Raw genomic sequence first — 21,332 nt, forward strand, 5'->3', positions numbered from 1 at the left:
ATGGAACTGAAAAACAGCTTTAAAACGTTGAATTACATGCGCAAAATCCTTATGTCCGAAACCGATCATATTCTGCCGTTTCCCGTAAGGCCCCAAAAGCCTCTGTTTGCAGGGCAGAAGCCTGTCCCGCTTCCCCGCTGCTCCCCCAAGCAGGCCGCCGTTCCGTCCAAGGCCTTAAATGAATTTCTGAAGGCACTGTCTTCGGCCTCTAACGGAGCACCGCACACCTGCATTGTGGCCCGCGACGACCATGTCATTTGCGAAGCAGCCTGGGCCCCTTATTCCACCGGAACCTGGCATGTTACACACAGCCTTTGTAAAAGCTTTGTCGGAACGGCCATCGGAATGCTGTGGGATGAAGGAAAAATCGAGCTGGATGAAAAAATCTGTTCCATTTTTCCGGAAAGATGTAATCTGATGACATCGCGCAAGGCCCGCAGCCTGACAGTGGAGCACTTGCTCACCATGAGCAGCGGCTCCACTTTCCGCGAGGCCGGCGCAGTGGTGGAAAGTGACTGGGTCCGCGGTCTTCTGGAATCGGAGTTTGAATTTGAGCCCGGCACGCAAATGGACTACAACAGCATGAACACCTATTTGCTCTCTGCCATCCTGCGCCGCAAGGCCGGATGCAGTTTGATGGAGTATCTTCGCCCCCGCCTGTTCGAACCGATGGGCTTTGGTGATGTCGCGTGGGAACGCTGCCCCAACGGGATCGAAAAAGGCGGCTGGGGCATGTATGTCTTTCTGGAAGACGCAGTCAAACTCGGGATGCTCTATCTCCACAAAGGCGTGTGGAAGGGACAGCGCCTTTTGAGCGAAGCCTGGGTGGAACAAGCCACCACGACCCATCTGTCCCGTGATACCGGCGAGGAATATGGATTTCAGATCTGGACAAATTCCGAAAAGAAGCGGTTCCTGTTCAACGGTATGTTTGGGCAATATGTGATTGTATGTCCGGACCTGGATATGGTCATCGGCATCAACGCCGGCGCCGGAAATTTGTTTACGCGCAGTGCCACTCTGAAAGCGGCCAATCAGCTTCTTGCACAGGTGCAATCTGCTGCACCGGATGATCCCCGTGCTGAAAACGAACTGGCTGACACGCTGGCGGCTCTCTCGTATGACGGTACGGTTGCGCGTCCTGCGCCGTCCCCCGCTTCTTCTCTATCCCGTTTTTTTGCACGACTGTTTCGTCCCGCAGCACCGGAAGCATCCTCGCTTCCACCCGAAATTCAATCACTGCCCCTTTCCGTCTTTCATTTTTCGCAGAATCACGCCAGCCTTTTGCCGCTGATTTCTTCCTGCATGAACGACTGGTATTCCGAGGGAGTAAAAAAGTGTCGGTTTTCCTTGAAAGAAAACGAACTTTCTCTGCTCTGGTGGGAAAGCGGGCAGGCCTACGAACTTCCCATTGGATTTGATCATGCCCGTTCCTGCACCCTCAATTTCGGCGGAAATGTTTTTCAGGCCGCTGCTCGCGGCAAAGCCGTTTTAAACGAAGACGATGAATTGGTGCTAAAAATCACCATCAACTATTTGGAATTGAGCAGCACGCGCATTTTAAAAGTATTTTTCCGCCCGGACCAGACCATTCGTCTTCAGATGCTGGAAACGCCCAGTCTGCGCCTGGTATTTCAAATGCTGGAAAAAAATGTTCCCGCATCGGTCAAATCCAAAATGGACCTTTTCCGGGATATGGAGTATCTCTGGTACCGAATAGACAAAGTCTGTTCTCCTGTTTTGACAGGAATGGCCCAGCCGCAATCACTTTATAAAGAGAGGGAAACAACGTGAACGCCGATTTTTACATCGAATCTTTTACTGTGCACGATTTTGAAGCAGACGTCAACCGAAACATGACCCCCGGTGCCCTGCTGCGCCGGGCACAGCAGATCTCTACAGACCACTGCACCCATTTGGGAATTGACGCCGCACTCTACGCGAAGACGCACACTGCTTTTTTGCTTGCCAAACTGGCGCTTCAACTTTATGAACCGATTCCTGTGGGCACTCGAATCACACTGACCACCATGCCGAGCGCGCCTCAGCGTGCCATTTATCATCGGTACACTTCTTTCTGCGATGAATCCGGCCGCCTTCTATGCGAAATAGACAGCTGCTGGGTTCTTGTAAACACGCAGACCAAGCGCATTTTGCGCACCGCGCCGGAAGAGCTTCATCTTCCTTTTATGGCATCTCCCCCGAAGCTTCTGGATTCTTCCATTCAAAAGGGAGATGCCGCACCGCTTGCCGAAGAAACCGCAGTCTATTCTCGCTGCGATCAGAATCATCATTTAAACAATACTGCGTATGCAGACATTCTTACGGACCATCTTCCGCAGGAACTGTTGCTGGAGCGTCAGCTCAGCCGCCTGTCCATCGTTTATCACAAAGAAGTTCCCATGGGGCATTCGTTCCAGCTTTCCCGCGCACAGTTGCGTGAAAACGACTACTACTTCGTGGGGCAAAGCGACACAGGAAAGCATTTCGAGGCTCAATTTACATTCAGGTAACAAAATTATCACAAATAATTACAAAATAGTTTCAAAAAAGCATTGACAAGGAGTAACAAAAGAGTTACAATTTAGTTGCAAGAAAGTTACAAGACGCTTGCAGTGCACTTTTTCATCAGGCATAGGCCCTCTCCTCCTATTGTTATTTAATTAGAAATGACAATTCTGGGTGCTATGCCACCTTTTCAAACTCCATTTCACAAGGCAAAAAACCTCTGTGCCGCAGCGCAGAGGTTTTTTGTTTTGTGCTTTTTGTCCACAAGTCTTTCCTTTTTAGTTGCTTTTTTCTGTGTTGAAAAAAGCAACTTTTTTCAGAAAAGGCGTTTCATTTGCATTCTGAATATGATACTATAATCAGTAAATATTATCGCAAATAAAAAGTAAAGGAGTATATTATGGCCACGTATTTCAGTGAACCGTCCCGCACGTTTGGTGAGTATCTGCTCGTTCCCGGATACTCTTCTTCCGAGTGTGTTCCCTCTGCTGTCAGCCTGAAAACCCCCCTGGTAAAATATCGCAAAGGCGAAGAAGAATGCCCCCTTTCTTTGAACATCCCCATGGTGTCCGCCATCATGCAGTCTGTCTCCAATGACACAATGGCGATTGCCCTGGCCAAAGAAGGCGGCGTTTCTTTTATCTACGGCTCTCAGTCCATCGAAGACGAAGCCGCAATGATCGCCCGTGTGAAAGACTACAAAAAAGGATTCATTGTCAGCGACTCCAATGTATGTCCGGACGCAACACTGGCAGACATTCTTGCTTTGAAAGAAAAAACCGGTCACTCCACGGTTGCCGTAACTGACGACGGCACTGCTTGCGGCAAATTGCTCGGCATTGTGGGCAGCCGCGATTATCGTGTATCCCGCATGAGCCCGGACACTCCGGTCAGTTCCTTCATGACTCCTTTCGAAAAACTTGTGGTTGCGGACGAGACCACTACCCTGAAAGTCGCCAATGACATCATCTGGGACAACAAGCTCAATGCTCTTCCCCTGATTGACAAAAATCAGCATTTGAAGTTCATGGTTTTCCGCAAAGACTATGATTCTCACAAAGAAAACGTCAACGAGCTTCTGGATAAAAACAAAAGTTACGTGGTAGGCGCAGGTATCAACACTCGCGATTATGCCGAGCGCGTGCCCGCTCTGGTAGAAGCCGGTGCGGATGTTTTGTGCATCGACTCTTCGGAGGGTTTCACTGAGTGGCAGAGCCGCACCATCGCCTGGATCCGCGAAAAATACGGCGACCGCGTAAAAGTAGGCGCCGGCAACGTGGTTGACCGCGACGGCTTCCGTTTCCTCGCAGAAGCTGGTGCAGATTTTGTGAAGATCGGCATTGGCGGCGGTTCGATCTGCATCACCCGCGAAACCAAAGGCATTGGCCGCGGACAAGCTACGGCGGTCATTGAAGTGGCCCGCGCGCGGGACGAATACTTCAAGGAAACCGGAATTTATGTTCCCATCTGCTCTGACGGCGGCATCGTTCATGATTATCACATCACGCTTGCTCTTGCCATGGGCGCCGACTTTGTAATGCTGGGCCGCTACTTCTCTCGGTTTGATGAGAGCCCCACAAACAAACTGCGCATCAACGGCAATTACGTGAAGGAATACTGGGGCGAAGGTTCCAACCGCGCCCGCAACTGGCAGCGTTATGATCTGGGCGGCGCTCAAAAGCTGAGCTTCGAAGAAGGCGTTGACAGCTATGTGCCTTACGCCGGTGCCCTGAAAGACGGCGTTTCCGTCACATTGGCCAAAGTGCGCAGCACCATGTGCAACTGCGGTGCTTTGACCATTCCGGAGCTTCAGGAAAAAGCGCGTCTTACCGTTGTATCTTCCACCAGCATTGTGGAAGGCGGCGCCCATGACGTCATGCTGAAAAACAAAGCGACCATCACAGAATAAGAAATCTGACAGCCCGCTGTGCCTCGGCCCGGCGGGCTTTTTCCATTGAAAAAGGGCGAAAGCAATCCGCTTTCGCCCTTCTGTTGATCAATTGTTTTTTTCCTCTTTTAAACCAGCAAAAAAATCCAGAATTTTCGGGTGTTCCAACGCAAACGTTTTTCCGGAAAGATAGGACAAGCACTCGCTCTCACCCAAATCTTTAAAGGTCATCTGCACTGCGCAAAGCAGCTGCGTTTTCACCTTCATTTTCTCATTGAAGCGTCTGTTTCCGTACTTAATATCTCCCAGCACAGGAGCTCCCAGAAATGCCAGATGCGCCCGGATCTGGTGTGTGCGGCCAGTCACAAGGCCAATTCTGCACAATGCAAAAGGACCTTGTGTATCAAGCACACGCACCTCGGTTATAATTTGTTTGTAACCTTCTGCCTCCTGCGCACGCACCTGTACTTTATTTTTGCGCTCATCGTGCCGCAACCACGCGACATGGCGCCCCTTCGGCGGGACCCCCACAGTGATACACAAATATTCTTTGTGTACAAGGTCTTCCCGAATCAGTGCATTCATGCAGCGCAGCGCCGGATAGTTTTTTGCCGCAATCACAAGTCCTTCGGTTCCACGGTCCAGACGATTGCACACCGCAGGCGCAAAAGAAGCTTCTTTTTCCGGTTCGTATTCTCCCCGCTCCACTAAATACTGCTGGACCAAATCCACCAGGCTTTCATCCCCGGTCCTGTCGGAATGACAGAGCAAATGCGCCGGCTTGTAAAGCGCGAGGAGGTTCTCATCTTCATAAACAACATGCAGCGGTGTTTTTTTCTTTGGCGGTTGCTGTCGCTTGGACGGGGCTTGAAAGAACTCATCGTTCACATAGAGTTCAATTACATCGCCTTCCCGCAAGCGCGTGTCCGGCGCCGCTTTTTTTCCGTTGACCTTGATTCGCTTGTTGCGAAAACTTTTATAAAGCAACGAAGTGGGAAGGTTGTGCGTCACACTTTGCACAAAACGCGACAAGCGCACATCCTGCTCGTTTTTTCCCGCAATAAACTGCTTCACCCGGCTTCTCCCTTTCAAAAGGCATCTTTTTCCTGTATAATAATAAAGTTGTAAAGATATTCTGTCAACTGTATGCCGACAACTTTTTTTATGAATTTCATCTTTACTTTTACAACTTTTAGTAGTAGTATGGAAAGGGAAATTTTATGGGTGAGCACGATCATCATCGTCAGCGTGTTTTTAATCGCGTTTTGAATGAAGGACTTCAGGGATTTGAAGAGCACAATGCACTGGAACTTCTTCTGTTCTTTGCTTATCGCCGCGGAGATACCAACGAACTCGCCCATCGATTGATCCGGGAATTCGGAAGTTTCTCCCGTGTTTTGGACGCATCCGTGGAGGATCTGCAGAGGGTGCCCGGCGTAGGGCCTACCTGCGCAGTGGTCATCAAAAGCATTCCGCAGCTTTGCGCCTATTATTTGAACAACAAGGTAAATGACCGGGTTCCGTTGAATTGCGTGGAGGTTGCCGCAGACTTCTTCCGTCCACAGTTCTTTGGCAAGACAGTGGAAGAATTCCGCATCGCCGTCGTGGATGACCGCCGTGCACTTTTGCGCAGCTGTTTTTTATCAGAGGGCACAGCCAATGCCGCATCTGTCAACATTTCCCGCATTCTCTCGGAAGCATTCAAATGCGGCGGCACAGGTGTTCTGCTCGCGCATAATCATCCGCGCGGTGTTGCGCTCCCTTCCAACCAGGACATTTTGATGACACAGGAAGTTCAAAAAGCGCTGCACATGGTGCAAATCGAGCTGATTGACCATTTGATTTTCACCGAAGACGATTACTATTCTTTCAACGCATCCGGAATTTTGACGATTGATTATCATTGCTAAAGGAATTTGTGTATGGATACATTTAAACTGGTTTCCAACTATCGCCCCACCGGCGACCAGCCGCAGGCCATCTCCAAACTGGTGGCAGGGCTTCGGGCTGGTTATTCCGGCCAAACACTGCTGGGCGTTACCGGCTCCGGCAAAACATTTACCATGGCCAATATCATTGCGCAGATGAACCGTCCTACGCTGGTGCTGGCGCACAATAAAACTCTGGCGGCGCAACTGTGCACGGAATTCAAAGAGTTTTTCCCCGAAAACGCCGTGGAATATTTTGTATCTTATTACGACTACTACCAGCCCGAAGCTTACATTCCGTCGACGGACACTTACATTGAAAAGGACAGTGCCATCAACGAAGAGATCGACCGGCTTCGCCATTCTGCCACTGCCGCCCTGTCCGAACGCCGCGACGTAATCATCGTAGCCAGCGTTTCCTGCATTTACTCCCTGGGCGACCCCATTGACTACCGCAGCATGGTCATCAGTGTGCGCCAGGGAATGCAAATGTCCCGGGAAGAATTGATGGCACGCCTGGTGCAGCTGCAGTACGAACGCAACGATTTGAATTTTGTCCGCAACAAATTCCGTGTGCGTGGAGATATTGTGGAAATCAACCTTGCCTATGCCAGCGATGTAGCCATCCGAATTGAGTTTTTCGGGGACGAAGTAGACCGCATCAGCGAAGTGAATCCCCTGACCGGAGAACGAAAAGCCGTGATTCGTCATGTGGCGATTTTCCCGGCCAGCCACTACATCGTCTCCAATGAAAAAAAAGCGGAAGGTCTGCGGCGTATTCGTCTGGAAATGGACGAACAAGTGGAAAAATTCCGCCAGGAAGGAAAACTGATTGAGGCACAGCGCATTGCGCAGCGTACCAATTACGACATTGAAATGCTGCAGGAAGTCGGCACCTGTAAGGGTGTCGAAAACTATTCTGCTGTTCTTGCGGGAAGAGCGCCCGGCTCCACCCCCACAACACTGCTGGATTATTTCCCGGATGATTTTCTTCTTTTCATTGATGAAAGTCACGTGATGCTTCCGCAGCTGCGCGCCATGTATGGCGGCGATTACGCCCGTAAAAAGAGCCTGGTGGACTACGGATTCCGTCTTCCGTCGGCCTTTGACAACCGCCCCTTGAAGTTTGAAGAGTTTGAATCCAAATTGAATCAGACTATTTTTGTTTCCGCCACCCCTGCCGAATACGAGCGCGCACACTCCGGGCAGATCGTGGAACAAGTGATCCGCCCCACCGGCCTGCTGGATCCCAAAGTGATTGTAAAACCCGTGGAAGGGCAAATCGAAGACCTTCTCAGCGAAATCAACCTTCGCACATCGCGCGGAGAACGGGTGCTGGTGACCACACTGACTAAAAAAATGGCGGAAGATTTGACGGATTACCTGTCGGAACACGGCGTCAAAGTCAAATATATGCATCACGAAGTGGACACATTTGAACGTGTGGAACTGATGCGGGACCTTCGCAAAGGCACTATTGATGTGATTGTTGGCATCAACCTGCTGCGCGAGGGGTTGGACCTTCCGGAAGTTTCTCTGGTGGCCATCCTGGATGCGGATAAAGAGGGTTTTCTTCGTTCAGAAACCAGCCTGATCCAAACCATTGGGCGCGCTGCCCGCAACGCAGATGGCGTGGTGATTATGTATGCGGACAGCGTCACGCCGTCTATGGAACGCGCCATCATGGAGACCGAACGGCGCCGCGGCATTCAGGATGCCTATAACCAGGAGCACGGAATCACCCCTAAAACCATTGTCAAGGAACTGCACGACAACGGTGTTCTGGAAATCAGCCGCAAAGACGACGGAGATTCCAAGTCCACAAAGCGCATGAGCCGTGCAGAGTGCCAGCAGAAGATCGAACAACTGACACGTGAAATGAAAGAAGCCGCTAAAATTTTGGAATTTGAACACGCAGCATTCCTGCGGGACCGCATTGAAAAACTGCGCCGGCAGATGGAAAAAAAGACGAAGCTGTGAGTTTCAGAGAGGATGGACCTATTTGAGCACAGATAAAATTGTAATTAAAGGTGCCCGGGAGCACAACCTGAAAAACATCGACGTAACGCTTCCCCGGGACAAGCTGATTGTAATGACCGGACTTTCCGGTTCCGGAAAGTCCAGTCTTGCATTCGACACGATTTACGCGGACGGGCAGCGCCGCTACATGGAAAGTCTGTCCAGCTACGCGCGTCAATTTCTGGGGCAGATGGAAAAACCGGACGTGGATGACATTCAAGGTCTCTCCCCTGCTATTTCCATTGACCAGAAAACCACTTCCCGCAATCCCCGCTCCACAGTGGGCACCGTGACGGAGATTTACGACTATCTTCGTCTTTTGTATGCGCGCATCGGTATCCCCCACTGTCCGGTATGCGGCCGTCCGATCACACAGCAAACAGTCGACCAAATGGTGGACGAAATTTTAAAACTGCCGCAGGGGACTCGCTTCCAGGTGCTTGCTCCGGTGGTGCGCGGCCGCAAGGGCACGCAACAAAAAGAGTTTGAAGCTGCACGTCGGGGCGGCTTTGCACGTGTGCGCGTGGACGGTAATCTCTATGATTTGGACGAAGAAATCTCTCTGGAGAAGAACAAAAAGCACACAGTCGAAGTTGTGGTAGACCGCCTGGTGTTAAACGGAGACATCCATACCCGTTTGGCGGATTCTCTGGAAACAGCACTGGGGCTGACCGGAGGGCTGGTCTCCATCGATGTGATCGGCGGCGAGGAAATGATGTTCAGCCAGAGCTATGCCTGCCCGGACCATGGCATCTCCATCGACGAATTGTCGCCGCGTATGTTTTCTTTCAACAATCCCTTTGGCGCATGCGAGACCTGCACAGGGCTGGGCACGTTCATGAAAGTGGACCCCGCACTGATCCTTCCCAACAAAAAGCTTTCCATTCGTGAGGGTGGCATCAAAGCAAGCGGCTGGTACTATGCGGAAGGCTCTGTCAGTGAGATGTACTACATCGCCTTGGGCAAAAAGTACGGCTTCACGCTGGATACGCCCATTTGTGAAATGAGCGAAGAGGCGGTACAGGCCCTGCTTTATGGAACGAACGGAGAAAAGCTGGAAATGACACGGGAAACGGACCGCGGGTCCGGGCGCTATGTCAATGATTTCGAGGGAATTGTCAACAATCTGGAACGCCGTTTCCGCGAAACCAATTCCCAGTGGATGAAAGAAGAAATCCAGGGCTTTATGACAGGGATGGAATGTCCTTCCTGCCACGGAGACCGCCTGAAACCTACCAGTCTGGCCGTAACGGTCGGCGGCGTAAACATCAGTCAGTTCACGCAAATGAGCGTTCGCCAGGAGCTGGAATTTCTGGATCAGCTTCAGCTGAACGACCGGGAACATATGATTGCTGACGGCATCCTGAAAGAGGTGCGGGAACGGCTTCGTTTCCTGCAGAATGTGGGATTGGATTATTTGACTCTAGCTCGCAGCGCCGCCACATTGTCCGGTGGTGAAAGTCAGCGTATCCGCCTCGCAACCCAAATCGGAAGCGCCTTGACCGGCGTTTTGTATGTGCTGGATGAGCCCAGCATCGGGCTTCATCAGCGCGACAACTCCAAATTGATCGCTACACTGAAGCGGCTGCGCGACTTGGGCAACACCCTGGTAGTGGTAGAGCACGACGAAGAAACTATGCGCGAGGCCGATTGGATCGTGGATATCGGACCGGGAGCCGGGGTCCACGGCGGCGAACTGGTGGCAGAAGGTACCGTCGAGGACATCTGCAAAGTGGAGCGCAGCATCACCGGACAGTATCTTTCCGGCCGCAAAAAGATCTCTGTTCCGGAAAAGCGCCGCACATTCAACGGCCATTATCTGGAGATCATTGGTGCGACCCAGAACAATTTGAAAAACGTCTCGGTCAAGATTCCTCTGGGTGTTATGACCTGCGTCACGGGTATCTCCGGTTCCGGAAAATCCAGTCTGATCAACGAAATCCTTTACAAACGACTTTCTGCGGATTTGAACGGAGCGCGCATCAAACCCGGTGCTCACAAAGACATGAAAGGATTGGAATGGGTCGATAAGGTGATCGGCATTGATCAATCCCCCATCGGGCGGACGCCTCGCTCCAACCCTGCCACTTATACGGGTGTATTTTCGGATATCCGCAATGTTTTTGCTCAAACACAGGATGCCAAAATGCGCGGATATAATCCGGGGCGCTTCAGTTTCAATGTGAAAGGCGGTCGCTGCGAAGCGTGCGAAGGCGATGGCATTTTGAAAATCGAAATGCATTTCCTGCCGGATATTTATGTTCCCTGCGAGGTCTGCAAAGGCGCTCGGTATAACCGTGAAACCTTGGAGGTAAAGTACAAGGGAAAGACAATCGCAGATGTGTTGGACATGACCGTGGAAGAAGCCTGCACCTTTTTTGAAAACATCCCGCGCATTCATCGAAAAATCCAAACACTGGTGGATGTGGGACTTGGCTATATCAAAATGGGACAAAGCGCCACGACTTTGTCCGGCGGTGAGGCACAGCGTGTAAAGCTTGCGCTGGAACTTGCCAAGCGGGAAACAGGTCAAACCGTCTATATTCTGGATGAGCCCACCACCGGCCTTCATGTTGCGGACGTGCACAAGCTTGTAAAAGTTCTCGACAAGCTGGTGGATGCCGGAAACACCGTAATCATCATTGAACACAATCTGGACATCATTAAACGTGCAGACCATATCATTGACCTTGGGCCGGAAGGCGGGTCTGCCGGCGGTGAAATCGTGGCCCAGGGAACACCCGAAGAGGTGGCGCAGAATCCCGCGTCGTTTACCGGGCAGTATCTGAAACCCCTTCTCAAACGGTAAAAAAATGTTCTGAAAAGCGTCGGAAATCTTCCCGGCGCTTTTCTTTTTTCTGAAAAAACAGCGATTTATCCATTTTTTGAAGAAATTAAACTTCAATTTTTTACTTGCGATTTTCCACGGTTTGATTATAATGAAAGTTTGGAATTATTAATGTATGGGAGTACTTTCTATGTCGTATCATTATCTTTTGGACATTGCGCTGATTTTGATCAGCACAAAAATCTTTGGACTGCTCACCAGCAGAATCCAGCTTCCTCAAGTGGTTGGCGCTTTGATTGCCGGCCTTCTGCTGGGACCCGCATGTCTTGGCTGGCTTCAGGCGACTGATTTTTTGTCGCAGCTTTCGGAACTCGGCGTCATCGTCATCATGTTCACCGCCGGCATCGGCACCGATCTGAAGGAGTTAAAACAAACCGGAAAAGCGGGACTTCTGGTCGCGCTCTGCGGTGTGCTTGTTCCTTTGGGTGTGGGTGCCGCTTTAATGGCCGTGTTCAATCGCGGAGAATTTGCCTACCCCGGCGACACGATGCTGCAGAACCTTTTCATGGGTACCATCTTAACTGCTACTTCGGTCAGCATCACGGTGGAAACTTTGAAAGAAATGGGCAAACTGTCCACCAAAGTCGGCAATACCATCCTGGCTGCAGCGTTGATTGATGATATTCTGGGCCTGATCTGCCTGACTCTGGTCACCAGCCTGGCGGGCTCGGAAGTAAGCATCTGGATCGTGCTGCTCAAAATCGTTGCCTTCTTTCTCTTTGCGGGCGTCGCCGGTGTTCTGGCGGTCAAAGCACTCAATTGGTATGAGAAACGGGTTCACGATCGAAATCTTCACCGCTTTCCCATTCTTGCCTTTGTATTGTGCCTGTTGATGGCCTACCTGGCCGAAGAGCTTTTTGGCGTCGCAGATATCATCGGTGCTTTTGCTGCCGGACTGGTCGTTGCCAACACCTCTAAAGCGCACTACATTGAAAGCAAATTTTCTCCCCTTTCCTACCTGCTCCTGACTCCGATTTTCTTTGCGAGCATCGGCATCAAGGTAGAGGTTCCTCAGATGGATACCATGATCGTCCTCTTCACCGTCTTACTGGTGATTGTGGCTGTTATCACCAAGCTTGTGGGCTGCGGACTTGGCGCCAAAATTTGCGGAATGCCCACCCGCCAGTGTGTACAAATTGGATGCGGCATGGTTTGCCGCGGTGAGGTTGCTTTGATCGTTGCCGATAAAGGCATGGCATTGAATTTGCTGAATCCGGTCTTTTCTGGTCCTATCGTAATCATGATCGTGTTCTGTACCATTTTGACCCCCGTGCTGTTAAAAGTCGTGTTCAAAGGGGAGAACCGTTACGAAGGCCTGGAGCAGAGCGACCTGGTGGATACTTACGAACTCAAAGAGCAGTTCGACATTGTTACCGACCGGTTGCTGGATGAGGAAGAACGCCGCCACGAAAAACAAAAACATTGATTCAAATCGAGGAAGAGGACATTTTTGTCCTCTTCCTTTCTATAAAAGGAGTGTTTTACATCATGCTGGAACGAATCACCGCCATTCGCTCACAGGATCAGCTTCCCGACGAACAATGGGTTGCTGGAGCTTTGGAATATCGCACTTCCCACGGCTCTGTCAGCCTGCCTCTGCTTTTTGCTCTTTCTGATCGACATATTCCGGAGGTGGATGCAGTCGGAACTCTGCACAGCATTAAACTGAAAGAATTGGAAGACGGGAAATGGTGTGCAGAAATCGGGATAGAGGAAAGCCGGGAAAAAATCACGCTTCCTCTGGAGCGGGAGGCCGTCTGGGACCTTTTGCGGCAGCATCAAATTAAAGGAATCGATTTTGAAGATTAAACGATAAAAAATAATATTTTTTTGCAATATTCTCTTGACATTCAAGCGCTGGTTTGATATTATAATAAGGCACTCGGAAATAACGCTTCCGAATGCGGTCCCGTGGGGGTGTAGCTCACTTGGGAGAGCGCTTGAATGGCATTCAAGAGGTAAGGGGTTCGATCCCCCTCATCTCCACCACAAAACCGCGTAAACATTGTTTACGCGGTTTTTTCTTTATCTGTATTTGAAACGATTTGGTCTGTAATAACTTGCTGGTAATAGTAACCCACCAGCGAAGCTGGTGGTTCTTCAGAAGCGGGCAAAGCCCTAAAATACTAGCCACGCCTAAAGGCGTTGGTACGGTCTGCCACCTGCGAAAGAATATTACTTGCTACCCGTAAACGGGTCTATGTATTCTTTAAGGGTCATCTGATCCTCAATCTGATCTTCTTTGAGTTGGTTTTGGATATACTCCGCAATCTTCTTTGCGTTCTTACCTGCTGTATCGACATAGTATCCACGGCACCAAAACTGCCTGTTTCCATATTTGTACTTCAAATTGGAATGTCTCTCGAAAATGATCAGACTGCTTTTCCCCTTGAGAAAACCTACGAAACTGGATACACTCATCTTAGACGGTATTTCCACCAGCATGTGGATATGATCCGGACACACTTCCGCCTCTACTATTTTCACTTGTTTCCAATTGCATAATTCTCTCAATATCTTCCCTATTTCCACACGGTTTTCTTTGTAAAAGATTTTTCTGCGATACTTCGGCGCAAATACTATGTGATATTTGCAGTTCCATGTTGTATGTGCTAAACTATTCTTGTCATTAGGCGTCATGCCTTTTGTCCTCCTTTTGATACTTTAGTGCAGTTGGCAGACCGCATCTTTATTGTATCAAAAGGAGTTTTTATTTCCTATGCAACGCTAAAGCTTTTTGAGAACTCCCCGGCACAGCCGGGGGTTTTCGGTAAACAAAAACAGGGGCGAAGGATTTTTCCTTCGCCCCTGTTGCTTTTTAAAAATCGCTTTCCGCAAAAGCTGCAAACGCCTTATAAGTCATATACACGTCCAGCTTTGCCACCAGTTCAAACGGTGCGTGCATCGACAGCATCGGCACGCCGATATCCACAACGTCCACATTGCGGTTCGCAACGTATTTCGCAATCGTTCCGCCGCCGCCCATATCTACTTTGCCCAGTTCACCAGTCTGCCAAATAACGCCTTTCGCATCGAGCAGATTGGTCACGTATCCCATCATCTCCGCTCCTGCGTCATTTGTGCTGGATTTTCCGCGTGCACCGGTATACTTGGTAACCGCTACCCCTCGATTCAAAAATGCCGCATTTCGGCGTTCCAGCACGTCTGGGAACGTGGGATCAAACGCCGCGTTCACATCCGCAGAGAGGCACTTGGAATTGGCCAGCATCACCTTATAGTTGGCGTTCTGCATGTCCGCAAGATGTCCCAGGAAATGGAACAGGTAATCACACTGCAGGCCTGTGACACCGTCAGAGCCGGTCTCCTCTTTGTCCGTAAGTACACACACCGTTGTATAGGTGGGGTTTTTGACCTGGATCTCTGCCTGCAAAGCTGTGTAGGCACACACGCGGTCATCATGGCCATAGGAACCGATCATGCTCCGATCCAAGCCCACGTCCACCGCTTTGAATGCAGGGACCGCTTCCAATTCCGCACGGGTAAAATCGCGCTCTGTGAAGCCATATTTCTCATACAGCAGGTTCATTATCTGCAGTTTTACGCGCTCTTTGACCTCTTTGTCTTCATACGGCAGAGAGCCCACCAGAATATTCAGCTCCTCGCCCTTCAGACCTTCGCCCAACGAACGTTTGCTCTGCTCCGCAGCCAGGTGCGGAAGCAGATCCGTCACACAAAATACCGGATCTCCTTCGTCCTCGCCAATACGGACCGTGACTTTTTCCCCGTTGGATTTGACCACGACGCCATGCAGGGACAAGGGAGTGGCGCCCCATTGATACTTGCGGATTCCACCGTAATAATGGGTCTTGAACAGCGCCAGCTCACTGTCCTCATACAGAGGATTGGGTTTCAGGTCCAGACGAGGAGAGTCAATGTGCGCGATCATCAGGTGCGTACCCTCCTGAACGCCTTTCTGTCCAAGCGTTGCACAAATGACAGCTTTCTCCCGATTGTTAAAGTAGATTTTATCACCGGCAGAATACGTTTTTCCCACTTCGAAGGGAACGTAGCCTGCGGCCTCGACCCGCCGCACAATTTCCGAAACTGCTTCGCGTTCCGTTTTCGCTGCATTCAGGAAAGACTTGTAATCCTCACAAAAGTCCATTGCTTCCTGCCGCGCCTGCGGAGCCGCATCCCAGATATGCTCCGGCTCATACAAAATTTTTTCCGCCAGCTGCTGGCCGGCTGTTTTTTCCTTTTCCATCTCAAACACTCCTTTTTTGACTTCTTCAGGAATACAGTGCACAATACTGTTCATAGTTTTTCTGTACCTTGCGCACGTAATTGCTCATTTGACTGTACGGGAACGTATGCAGTGTGCGCCCGTCGCTGGAATATTCACTTTGCTTCAAAAGTTCATTGACCTTGGAAACCCCGCTGTGGTAAGCTGCAGCCGCCGTTGAAAGATCCCCATCGTAACGTTCCAGGCAGAAAGATAAAAAATACGAGCCAAACCGAATGTTGGTTTCCGGATCGTACAGGCTGTCAAACCCGATCTGTTCATCCGGTGCGATCTTGGTTTTGATCCACTCAAATGTCTCCCTGGTGATCTGCATCAGGCCGCGTGCTCCCGCGTCGGATTCCGCTTTGGGGTCAAAGCCGCTTTCCGTGCGGATAATGGCGTAAATATATTTCTCGTCGATCCCGTATTCCTGTGCGTACATACGAACACAATCTTCGTATTTCTGCGGATACAGCGCCTGCCTAGCCCTATGGGCGGCAAACGGGATCACTGCAGTCAACAGCGCCACTGCCAGTACCACAATCAGCACTCGTTTCGCTCTTTTCCCTGTGCTCATTTCGCTCCTTTCGCAATTCCTGCAGCACTTGATCCGCCTGCTGCAGCAAGGTCATTCGGTCCGCATGATTCTCAATCACATAATCTGCCGCTTTACGCAGCTGCTCTGAAGACATTTGAGCAGCAAGGCGCTGCACTGCCGCTTCCTGGTCGATTTCGTCCCGCTTCATAATGCGTGCGACACACACATCATCCGGTGCATCCACCACAATAATCCGCTGGCAATACGCTTCAAACGAATGCCCTACGATCACCGCTCCATCCGCAAAAACCATCTCCGCGCCCGTGGAAAAGGCTTGTTCTGCCTGCTCCACCAGCAGCGCGATAATTGCAGGATGCGTGATTTGGGTCAGCCGTGCCGTCCCTTCTTCGGAAGAAAAGGCCTTCCGAGCCAACGTGCGTCGCTGCAGTCTTCCCTCAGCATCCACAATTTCCGGTCCAAAGGCCTGAACCAGCTGGTTCAGGCAAGACGACCCCGGCGCCGCGACCTCACGTGCGGCACGGTCACAGTCCAAGACTGCATAACCTTTCGCACGATAATGCTCCGACACCGTACTCTTCCCACAGCCGGAACGGCCTGTGAGCCCTACAATCCACGGCTTCATAACTCGATCACCCGGAATGCCGCCGCTCGCAAAAGCCGATTGTACACAGCCAATGCGATGCCCCCTTCTTCCGGACAGCGGGCATAGACCCGTTCGGCACCGCGTGCATCCAGTTCCCGCAATGCAGAAAAGAGACGCTGCGCCTGTTCGGCGGGATCTTTTTCATGCCCGTAGAGCACACAGGGACACGGCAAACTGTTCTCCTCCCCTGCGAAACAAAGGCAGAAGGTACCCGGTTCGCAATGCTTTTCCACATAGGAAACATATGCGGAAAAGGGTCCCTTAAGAATGGTGACCTCTGCCTTGGGGGCGTAATGCTTATACTTCATGCCCGGAGAAGCGGCTTTCTCGCCCTGCTTCAGCGGATGAAGCACCGCATCAGCCAGCAGCACTTCACATTCCAGCACCTGTTCCAGCTGTCCCTTTGTAATATAACCCGGGCGAAGCAAAACCGGTTTCGGTCCTGCCAGGGAAACCACCGTGGACTCAACCCCCACTTCGCAGGCACCTCCATCCAGGATCAGAGGAATTTTTCCGTTCATATCGGCAAACACATCCTGGGCAGTGGTCGGACTCGGGCTTCCGGACAAATTGGCGGAAGGCGCCGCCAGCGGAACCCCCGCAGCCCGGATCACCGCTTGTGCCACCGGATGGCTGGGCATGCGCACAGAAGCCGTCTCAAGGCCGGCGCACACTTCATCTGCCACCTGTTCGCTTCGAGGCAGGATCATGGTCAGGGGGCCCGGCCAAAAAGCCTCTGCCAGACGATACGCCGCCTGCGGGACATCTCGCACGACCATCTCCAACATACTGAGATCCGCAATATGCGAAATCAGGGGATTGTCCTGCGGGCGTCCCTTGGCCGAAAAAATCTTTTTGACCGCCTCGCCATTCAGGCTGCTGGCCGCAAGCCCGTAAACCGTCTCTGTGGGGATCGCCACAACTTCGCCCTGGCGCAAAAGCACCCCCGCCTGGTCCACTGCATCTTGAGAGGTCGGTAATAATTGTGTTTTCAAATCATTCATCTCCTGAAGCGGCTTTCAGTTTTTCCGCCTGGTCTGCAGTGACCAATGCCTCGACGACCTCGTCCAGATCGCCGTTCATCACTGCATCCAGCTTGTACAGCGTCAATCCAATCCGGTGGTCCGTCAGCCGTCCTTGCGGGAAATTGTAAGTGCGGATCCGCTCCGAACGATCTCCTGTTCCCACCTGGCTTTTCCGGCGAGCCGCGTACTCTGCGTCATATTCCGCCTGCTTGCGCGCCAAAAGACGGCTGCGCAGAACCTTCAGCGCCTTATCCTTGTTTTTGTACTGACTTCTCTCATCCTGGCATTCCACCACCATTCCCGTAGGCAGGTGTGTCACCCGAATAGCCGAAGAAGTCTTATTGATGTGCTGACCGCCGGCCCCCGAAGAACGGAACGTATCAATTTTCAAGTCCGAGGGATTGATCTCTACGTCCACCTCTTCTGCTTCGGGCAGAACGGCCACCGTCACCGTTGAAGTGTGCACCCGTCCCTGTGTTTCTGTTTCCGGAACGCGCTGCACGCGATGAACACCGCTCTCAAATTTGAGTCGGCTGTACACGCCTTCTCCTTCCACGGAAAAGCTGACTTCTTTTTCACCGCCCAGTTCTGTCTCGCTCAGGCTGAGAACTTCTGTCTTCCATCCATGGCTTTCTGCATACAAATTATACATGCGGTGCAGGCTGTGCGCAAACAATGCCGCTTCCTCTCCGCCCGCGCCGCCTCGAATTTCCACGATCACGCTTCGATCATCATTTTCATCCTTTGGCAAAAGCAAAACTTTCAAGCGTTCTTCCAAGGTTTGCGTCTTCTCTCTTGCCTGTGTCAATTCCTGCTGTGCCAGCGCCTTAAACTCCGGATCCAAACCGCCCTCCTCCAGAAGTTCCAATGCCTGCTCCCCTGCACTCTGAGCCGCACGGTATTCGTCATACGTCTCCATCAGAGGCGTGAGCTTTTTATACTCCTTCATCAAATCGGCATATTTTTTGCTGTCACATACAACCGCCGGTTCCTGAAGCTGGCGGCTGATTTCATCAAAACGGTTGCGAACGGCATCCAATTTTTCCAACATTTTTATCTCATCCTTTCCTGTCATGCCTATTGCACACAGGAAACGCTAAAGCGGAGTGCCCTCTCTGACAATCTTTTTGATATTTTTTTCAATTTTATTCCGGGCGACCATAACCTCGCGCCCGCATCGTACACAGCGAATTTTAAAATCCATTCCCACACGCAGCACTAAAAAATCACTGCCTCCGCACGGGTGAGGTTTTTTGGTGAGGATGTGATCATTTACCTGGACATCCATCAAAAACACTCCTTTAAATACATTCAGACGGTCTTTATTATACTGCAAAAGCTTTTTCCGTGCAAGAAAAAGGCTGTCGGCAGCCGCAGCCGCCTGCCTTTCATAAAAAGTGTTCCCGCTTCATATATCTGTTAACAGCCCCCGCCGTGGGGAATTGTATGTTGAAAGGCGGTCTGTCATATGGAATTTTACGCAGAAGGTCTCCGAAAATATCCGCAGGTTTATACAATGGAAAAACTGCAGCAATACCTTCAGGAGGGGACCATTCTGGAAAGCCGCGCATTGACCTTCGGCTCGGACCGCGCACTGCATTTCTCCTTGAATGGAATTCCCGCCGTCATGCCATACGAAGAATGTGCCGACGGTGTGCGCGAAGGAAAGGTACGCGACATCGCCTTATTGACCCGTGTTGGGCGCTCTGTCTGCTTTGTGGTGGCCGGATTCCGTCAGCAGACAGATGGTACCACACTTGCGATCCTGTCCCGTGCCGCGGCCCAGCGGCGCTGTCAGGAAGAATATCTGTCCCATTTGAACCCCGGTGATCTCTTATCCTGCCGCGTCACACACATCGAACCCTTTGGAGCTTTCTGCGATGTAGGATGCGGCATTTGCGCGCTGCTTCCCATCGACTGTTTATCTGTTTCACGCATTTCCAGTCCTTCAGACCGCGTTCAAATCGGCCAGGAGCTCCGTTGTGTTTTAAAAGGACGCGATGCACAAGGGCGGCTGATTCTCAGCCTGAAGGAATTACTCGGGACCTGGGAAGAGAACGCCGCACGTTTTGCTCCCGGCGAAGCAGTGATGGGAATTGTTCGCAGCTGCGAAGAATACGGCGTTTTCATCGAGCTTGCGCCCAATCTGGTCGGTCTTGCAGAACCCAATGACGCACTGCATCGCGGGCAGGCCGTCAGCGTCTACATCAAAAACATTCTTCCGCAGCGGATGAAGATCAAGCTGGTGGTTCTCTCCTGCTTCGAAAACGACGCATTCCGCTTTCCGCTGACATATTTTGTGTCGGAGGGGCATCTGGATCGTTGGGAATATTCCTGCCCGAATGCACCGCACAAAATCGAAACGATTTTTACTCCATCGGTATAATCGCTTTCGGATTTTGTTTACATTTTTGAGGGAATGGGGTATGATAAAAAGGAAAGATTCAACAGGGAGGAACGTTATGACTCATAATGCGTTTACCGCCGGCGTACGGCCGGGCGGTCTTACGACATCCACTGAAATACGCATTCTGCTGTGCTATTTGATTAAAAACTCGACCGCTCCCCTTTCCCAAAGCGAACTGGAAAACGCCCTGCTCAGCGAAGAATTGGTAAACTATTTTGAGCTTGCTTCCAATCTTTCCGAACTGTGCAGCCAAGGGCTGATCGGGGTTGAAAACGGACGCTACGTTCTCCTTCCTGCCGGCAAAGATGTAGCCGATACTCTGGCGAGCGATGTTCCCCGGAGTGTGCGGGAAGCAGCCACACGCGCTGTGGTTCGTGCACAGTTGTTCGCCCAAAAGAGCGCGCAGCACAAAGCTGAAATCGCTCCGTGCGGCGATGGTTATACCGTTCGGTGCAGTATTGTGGACCGTGACCGGGAGATGTTTACACTTTCTCTGTATATGCCCGATCACCTCAGCGCCATGCTTGCGCGGGAACGCTTTGTGGAAAGCGGAGATATTCTTTATGCGCAAGTTCTCAAACACCTTACACAGGACGATGACTGATGCAGAGCTTCCAAATAATAAAAAAGCACGCGGCTGATTGTAGCCGCGTGCTTTTATTATTTCCCCTGTGTTCCGCCTTCCACGACACCATCTTCGTGAAGGACATTGGCAATGGTTTTAAAAAAGATTTTTACATCCAGCACAAAGGAAAGATGGTTTGCATAATAACCATCCAGCTCTGCTTTGACCGGAATCGGAAGTTCGTCCCGGCCATTTACCTGCGCATAGCCTGTCAAGCCGGGCACCAACGCATTGGCCCCGTACTTGTCTCTCTCTGCAATCAGGTCATCCTGATTCCAAAGTGCAGGGCGCGGTCCCACCACGCTCATCTGCCCGCGCAGAATGTTGAACATCTGCGGAAGTTCATCCAGACTGGTCCGCCGCAAGAAACGACCGCTGCGTGTGATCATTGCATCCGGATTTTTCAGCAGATGCGTGGGAACGTCTTTCGGCGTATCTGCATACATGGTGCGAAACTTCAAAATTGAGAAAAACGTTTTATCCTTCCCCACCCGTTTCTGGCGAAAGAAAACCGGGCCAGGTGAATCCAGTTTGACCCACAGGGCAATCACCGCCAGCACAGGTGAAAGCACCACAATCCCGCACAGCGATAAAATAAAATCCAAAGCCCGCTTGATTCCTCTCCGGTACATCCGGCTC

Annotated in this window: 19 protein-coding genes and 1 tRNA gene; 11 read left to right on the top strand and 9 right to left on the bottom strand. The window is 51.2% G+C overall.

Annotated features, from left to right (window positions below; all coding sequences use genetic code 11):
- From ACKTS9_RS02985 to ACKTS9_RS02995, 3 genes are all read left to right on the top strand, one after another.
- Positions 1-1,794 (top strand): serine hydrolase domain-containing protein, encoded by a 1,794-nt coding sequence (locus ACKTS9_RS02985; RefSeq protein ID WP_407878864.1) that lies wholly within the window; start codon positions 1-3, stop codon positions 1,792-1,794.
- Entirely contained in the window at positions 1,791-2,513 is a 723-nt protein-coding gene (locus ACKTS9_RS02990; RefSeq protein ID WP_349214954.1) for an acyl-[acyl-carrier-protein] thioesterase, read from the top strand. The genes ACKTS9_RS02985 and ACKTS9_RS02990 overlap by 4 nt, the downstream gene beginning before the upstream one ends.
- Positions 2,514-2,908: 395 nt before the next feature.
- Positions 2,909-4,417 carry an IMP dehydrogenase gene (locus tag ACKTS9_RS02995; RefSeq protein WP_349214953.1) on the top strand — a complete coding sequence of 503 codons (1,509 nt, stop codon included), beginning with the start codon at positions 2,909-2,911 and terminating at the stop codon, positions 4,415-4,417.
- An 87-nt stretch (positions 4,418-4,504) separates the two neighbouring features.
- On the opposite strand, the gene ACKTS9_RS03000 is transcribed toward ACKTS9_RS02995, so the two are convergent.
- Positions 4,505-5,470, bottom strand: coding sequence for an RluA family pseudouridine synthase (locus ACKTS9_RS03000; RefSeq protein ID WP_349214952.1), 966 nt, complete (start codon positions 5,468-5,470; stop codon positions 4,505-4,507).
- 146 nt (positions 5,471-5,616) lie between these two features.
- On the opposite strand from ACKTS9_RS03000, the gene ACKTS9_RS03005 reads away from it, so the two are divergent.
- The 6 genes from ACKTS9_RS03005 to ACKTS9_RS03030 all read left to right on the top strand — a co-directional run bounded on the left by ACKTS9_RS03005 (position 5,617) and on the right by ACKTS9_RS03030 (position 13,180).
- A complete protein-coding gene (locus ACKTS9_RS03005; protein WP_349214951.1) occupies positions 5,617-6,306 on the top strand; it encodes a JAB domain-containing protein in 690 nt (229 codons plus the stop codon).
- A 12-nt stretch (positions 6,307-6,318) separates the two neighbouring features.
- Complete coding sequence (gene uvrB, locus ACKTS9_RS03010; RefSeq protein ID WP_349214950.1) at positions 6,319-8,304, top strand: excinuclease ABC subunit UvrB; 1,986 nt, start codon at positions 6,319-6,321, stop codon at positions 8,302-8,304.
- 22 nt (positions 8,305-8,326) lie between these two features.
- Positions 8,327-11,152: an excinuclease ABC subunit UvrA gene (gene uvrA, locus ACKTS9_RS03015; RefSeq protein ID WP_349214949.1), complete on the top strand. Its 2,826-nt coding sequence runs from the start codon at positions 8,327-8,329 to the stop codon at positions 11,150-11,152.
- Between the two features lie 169 nt (positions 11,153-11,321).
- A complete protein-coding gene (locus ACKTS9_RS03020) occupies positions 11,322-12,617 on the top strand; it encodes a cation:proton antiporter (protein WP_349214948.1) in 1,296 nt (431 codons plus the stop codon).
- Between the two features lie 62 nt (positions 12,618-12,679).
- Positions 12,680-13,000 (top strand): hypothetical protein, encoded by a 321-nt coding sequence (locus ACKTS9_RS03025; RefSeq protein WP_349214947.1) that lies wholly within the window; start codon positions 12,680-12,682, stop codon positions 12,998-13,000.
- Between the two features lie 104 nt (positions 13,001-13,104).
- Positions 13,105-13,180: transfer RNA gene (locus tag ACKTS9_RS03030), tRNA-Ala, on the top strand.
- A gap of 186 nt (positions 13,181-13,366) precedes the next feature.
- Here ACKTS9_RS03030 and tnpA read toward each other — a convergent pair.
- From tnpA to ACKTS9_RS03065, 7 genes are all read right to left on the bottom strand, one after another.
- The gene (gene tnpA / locus ACKTS9_RS03035; protein WP_407878870.1) at positions 13,367-13,831 is read right to left on the bottom strand and encodes an IS200/IS605 family transposase; all 465 of its coding nucleotides are present in this window, start codon (positions 13,829-13,831) and stop codon (positions 13,367-13,369) included.
- Positions 13,832-14,009: 178 nt separating this feature from the next.
- Complete coding sequence (locus ACKTS9_RS03040) at positions 14,010-15,416, bottom strand: aminopeptidase (RefSeq protein ID WP_349213983.1); 1,407 nt, start codon at positions 15,414-15,416, stop codon at positions 14,010-14,012.
- 25 nt (positions 15,417-15,441) lie between these two features.
- Entirely contained in the window at positions 15,442-15,984 is a 543-nt protein-coding gene (locus tag ACKTS9_RS03045) for a lytic transglycosylase domain-containing protein (protein WP_349213981.1), read from the bottom strand.
- On the bottom strand, positions 15,923-16,615 hold the full coding sequence (gene coaE / locus ACKTS9_RS03050) for a dephospho-CoA kinase (RefSeq protein ID WP_407878874.1): 693 nt from the start codon (positions 16,613-16,615) through the stop codon (positions 15,923-15,925). Before coaE ends, ACKTS9_RS03045 begins: the two co-directional genes overlap by 62 nt.
- Positions 16,612-17,640: an L-threonylcarbamoyladenylate synthase gene (locus tag ACKTS9_RS03055; RefSeq protein WP_407878876.1), complete on the bottom strand. Its 1,029-nt coding sequence runs from the start codon at positions 17,638-17,640 to the stop codon at positions 16,612-16,614. Before ACKTS9_RS03055 ends, coaE begins: the two co-directional genes overlap by 4 nt.
- Positions 17,633-18,712, bottom strand: a complete 1,080-nt coding sequence (prfA, locus tag ACKTS9_RS03060) for a peptide chain release factor 1 (protein WP_407878878.1) — start codon at positions 18,710-18,712, stop codon at positions 17,633-17,635. The genes ACKTS9_RS03055 and prfA overlap by 8 nt, the downstream gene beginning before the upstream one ends.
- A gap of 45 nt (positions 18,713-18,757) precedes the next feature.
- Positions 18,758-18,949, bottom strand: a complete 192-nt coding sequence (locus tag ACKTS9_RS03065) for a DUF951 domain-containing protein (RefSeq protein ID WP_407878880.1) — start codon at positions 18,947-18,949, stop codon at positions 18,758-18,760.
- Between the two features lie 180 nt (positions 18,950-19,129).
- Between ACKTS9_RS03065 and ACKTS9_RS03070 the strand changes: the two genes are divergently transcribed.
- Positions 19,130-20,047 (top strand): S1 RNA-binding domain-containing protein, encoded by a 918-nt coding sequence (locus ACKTS9_RS03070; RefSeq protein WP_407878882.1) that lies wholly within the window; start codon positions 19,130-19,132, stop codon positions 20,045-20,047.
- 76 nt (positions 20,048-20,123) lie between these two features.
- Positions 20,124-20,672 carry a DUF4364 family protein gene (locus ACKTS9_RS03075; protein ID WP_407878884.1) on the top strand — a complete coding sequence of 183 codons (549 nt, stop codon included), beginning with the start codon at positions 20,124-20,126 and terminating at the stop codon, positions 20,670-20,672.
- 56 nt (positions 20,673-20,728) lie between these two features.
- Here the strand turns inward: ACKTS9_RS03075 and ACKTS9_RS03080 are convergent, their stop codons facing one another.
- Complete coding sequence (locus ACKTS9_RS03080) at positions 20,729-21,325, bottom strand: sugar transferase (RefSeq protein ID WP_407878886.1); 597 nt, start codon at positions 21,323-21,325, stop codon at positions 20,729-20,731.
- Between the last annotated feature and the right edge of the window lie 7 nt (positions 21,326-21,332).

Source organism: Owariibacterium komagatae (assembly GCF_045865535.1).
Lineage (GTDB): Bacteria > Bacillota > Clostridia > Oscillospirales > Ruminococcaceae > Ruthenibacterium > Ruthenibacterium komagatae.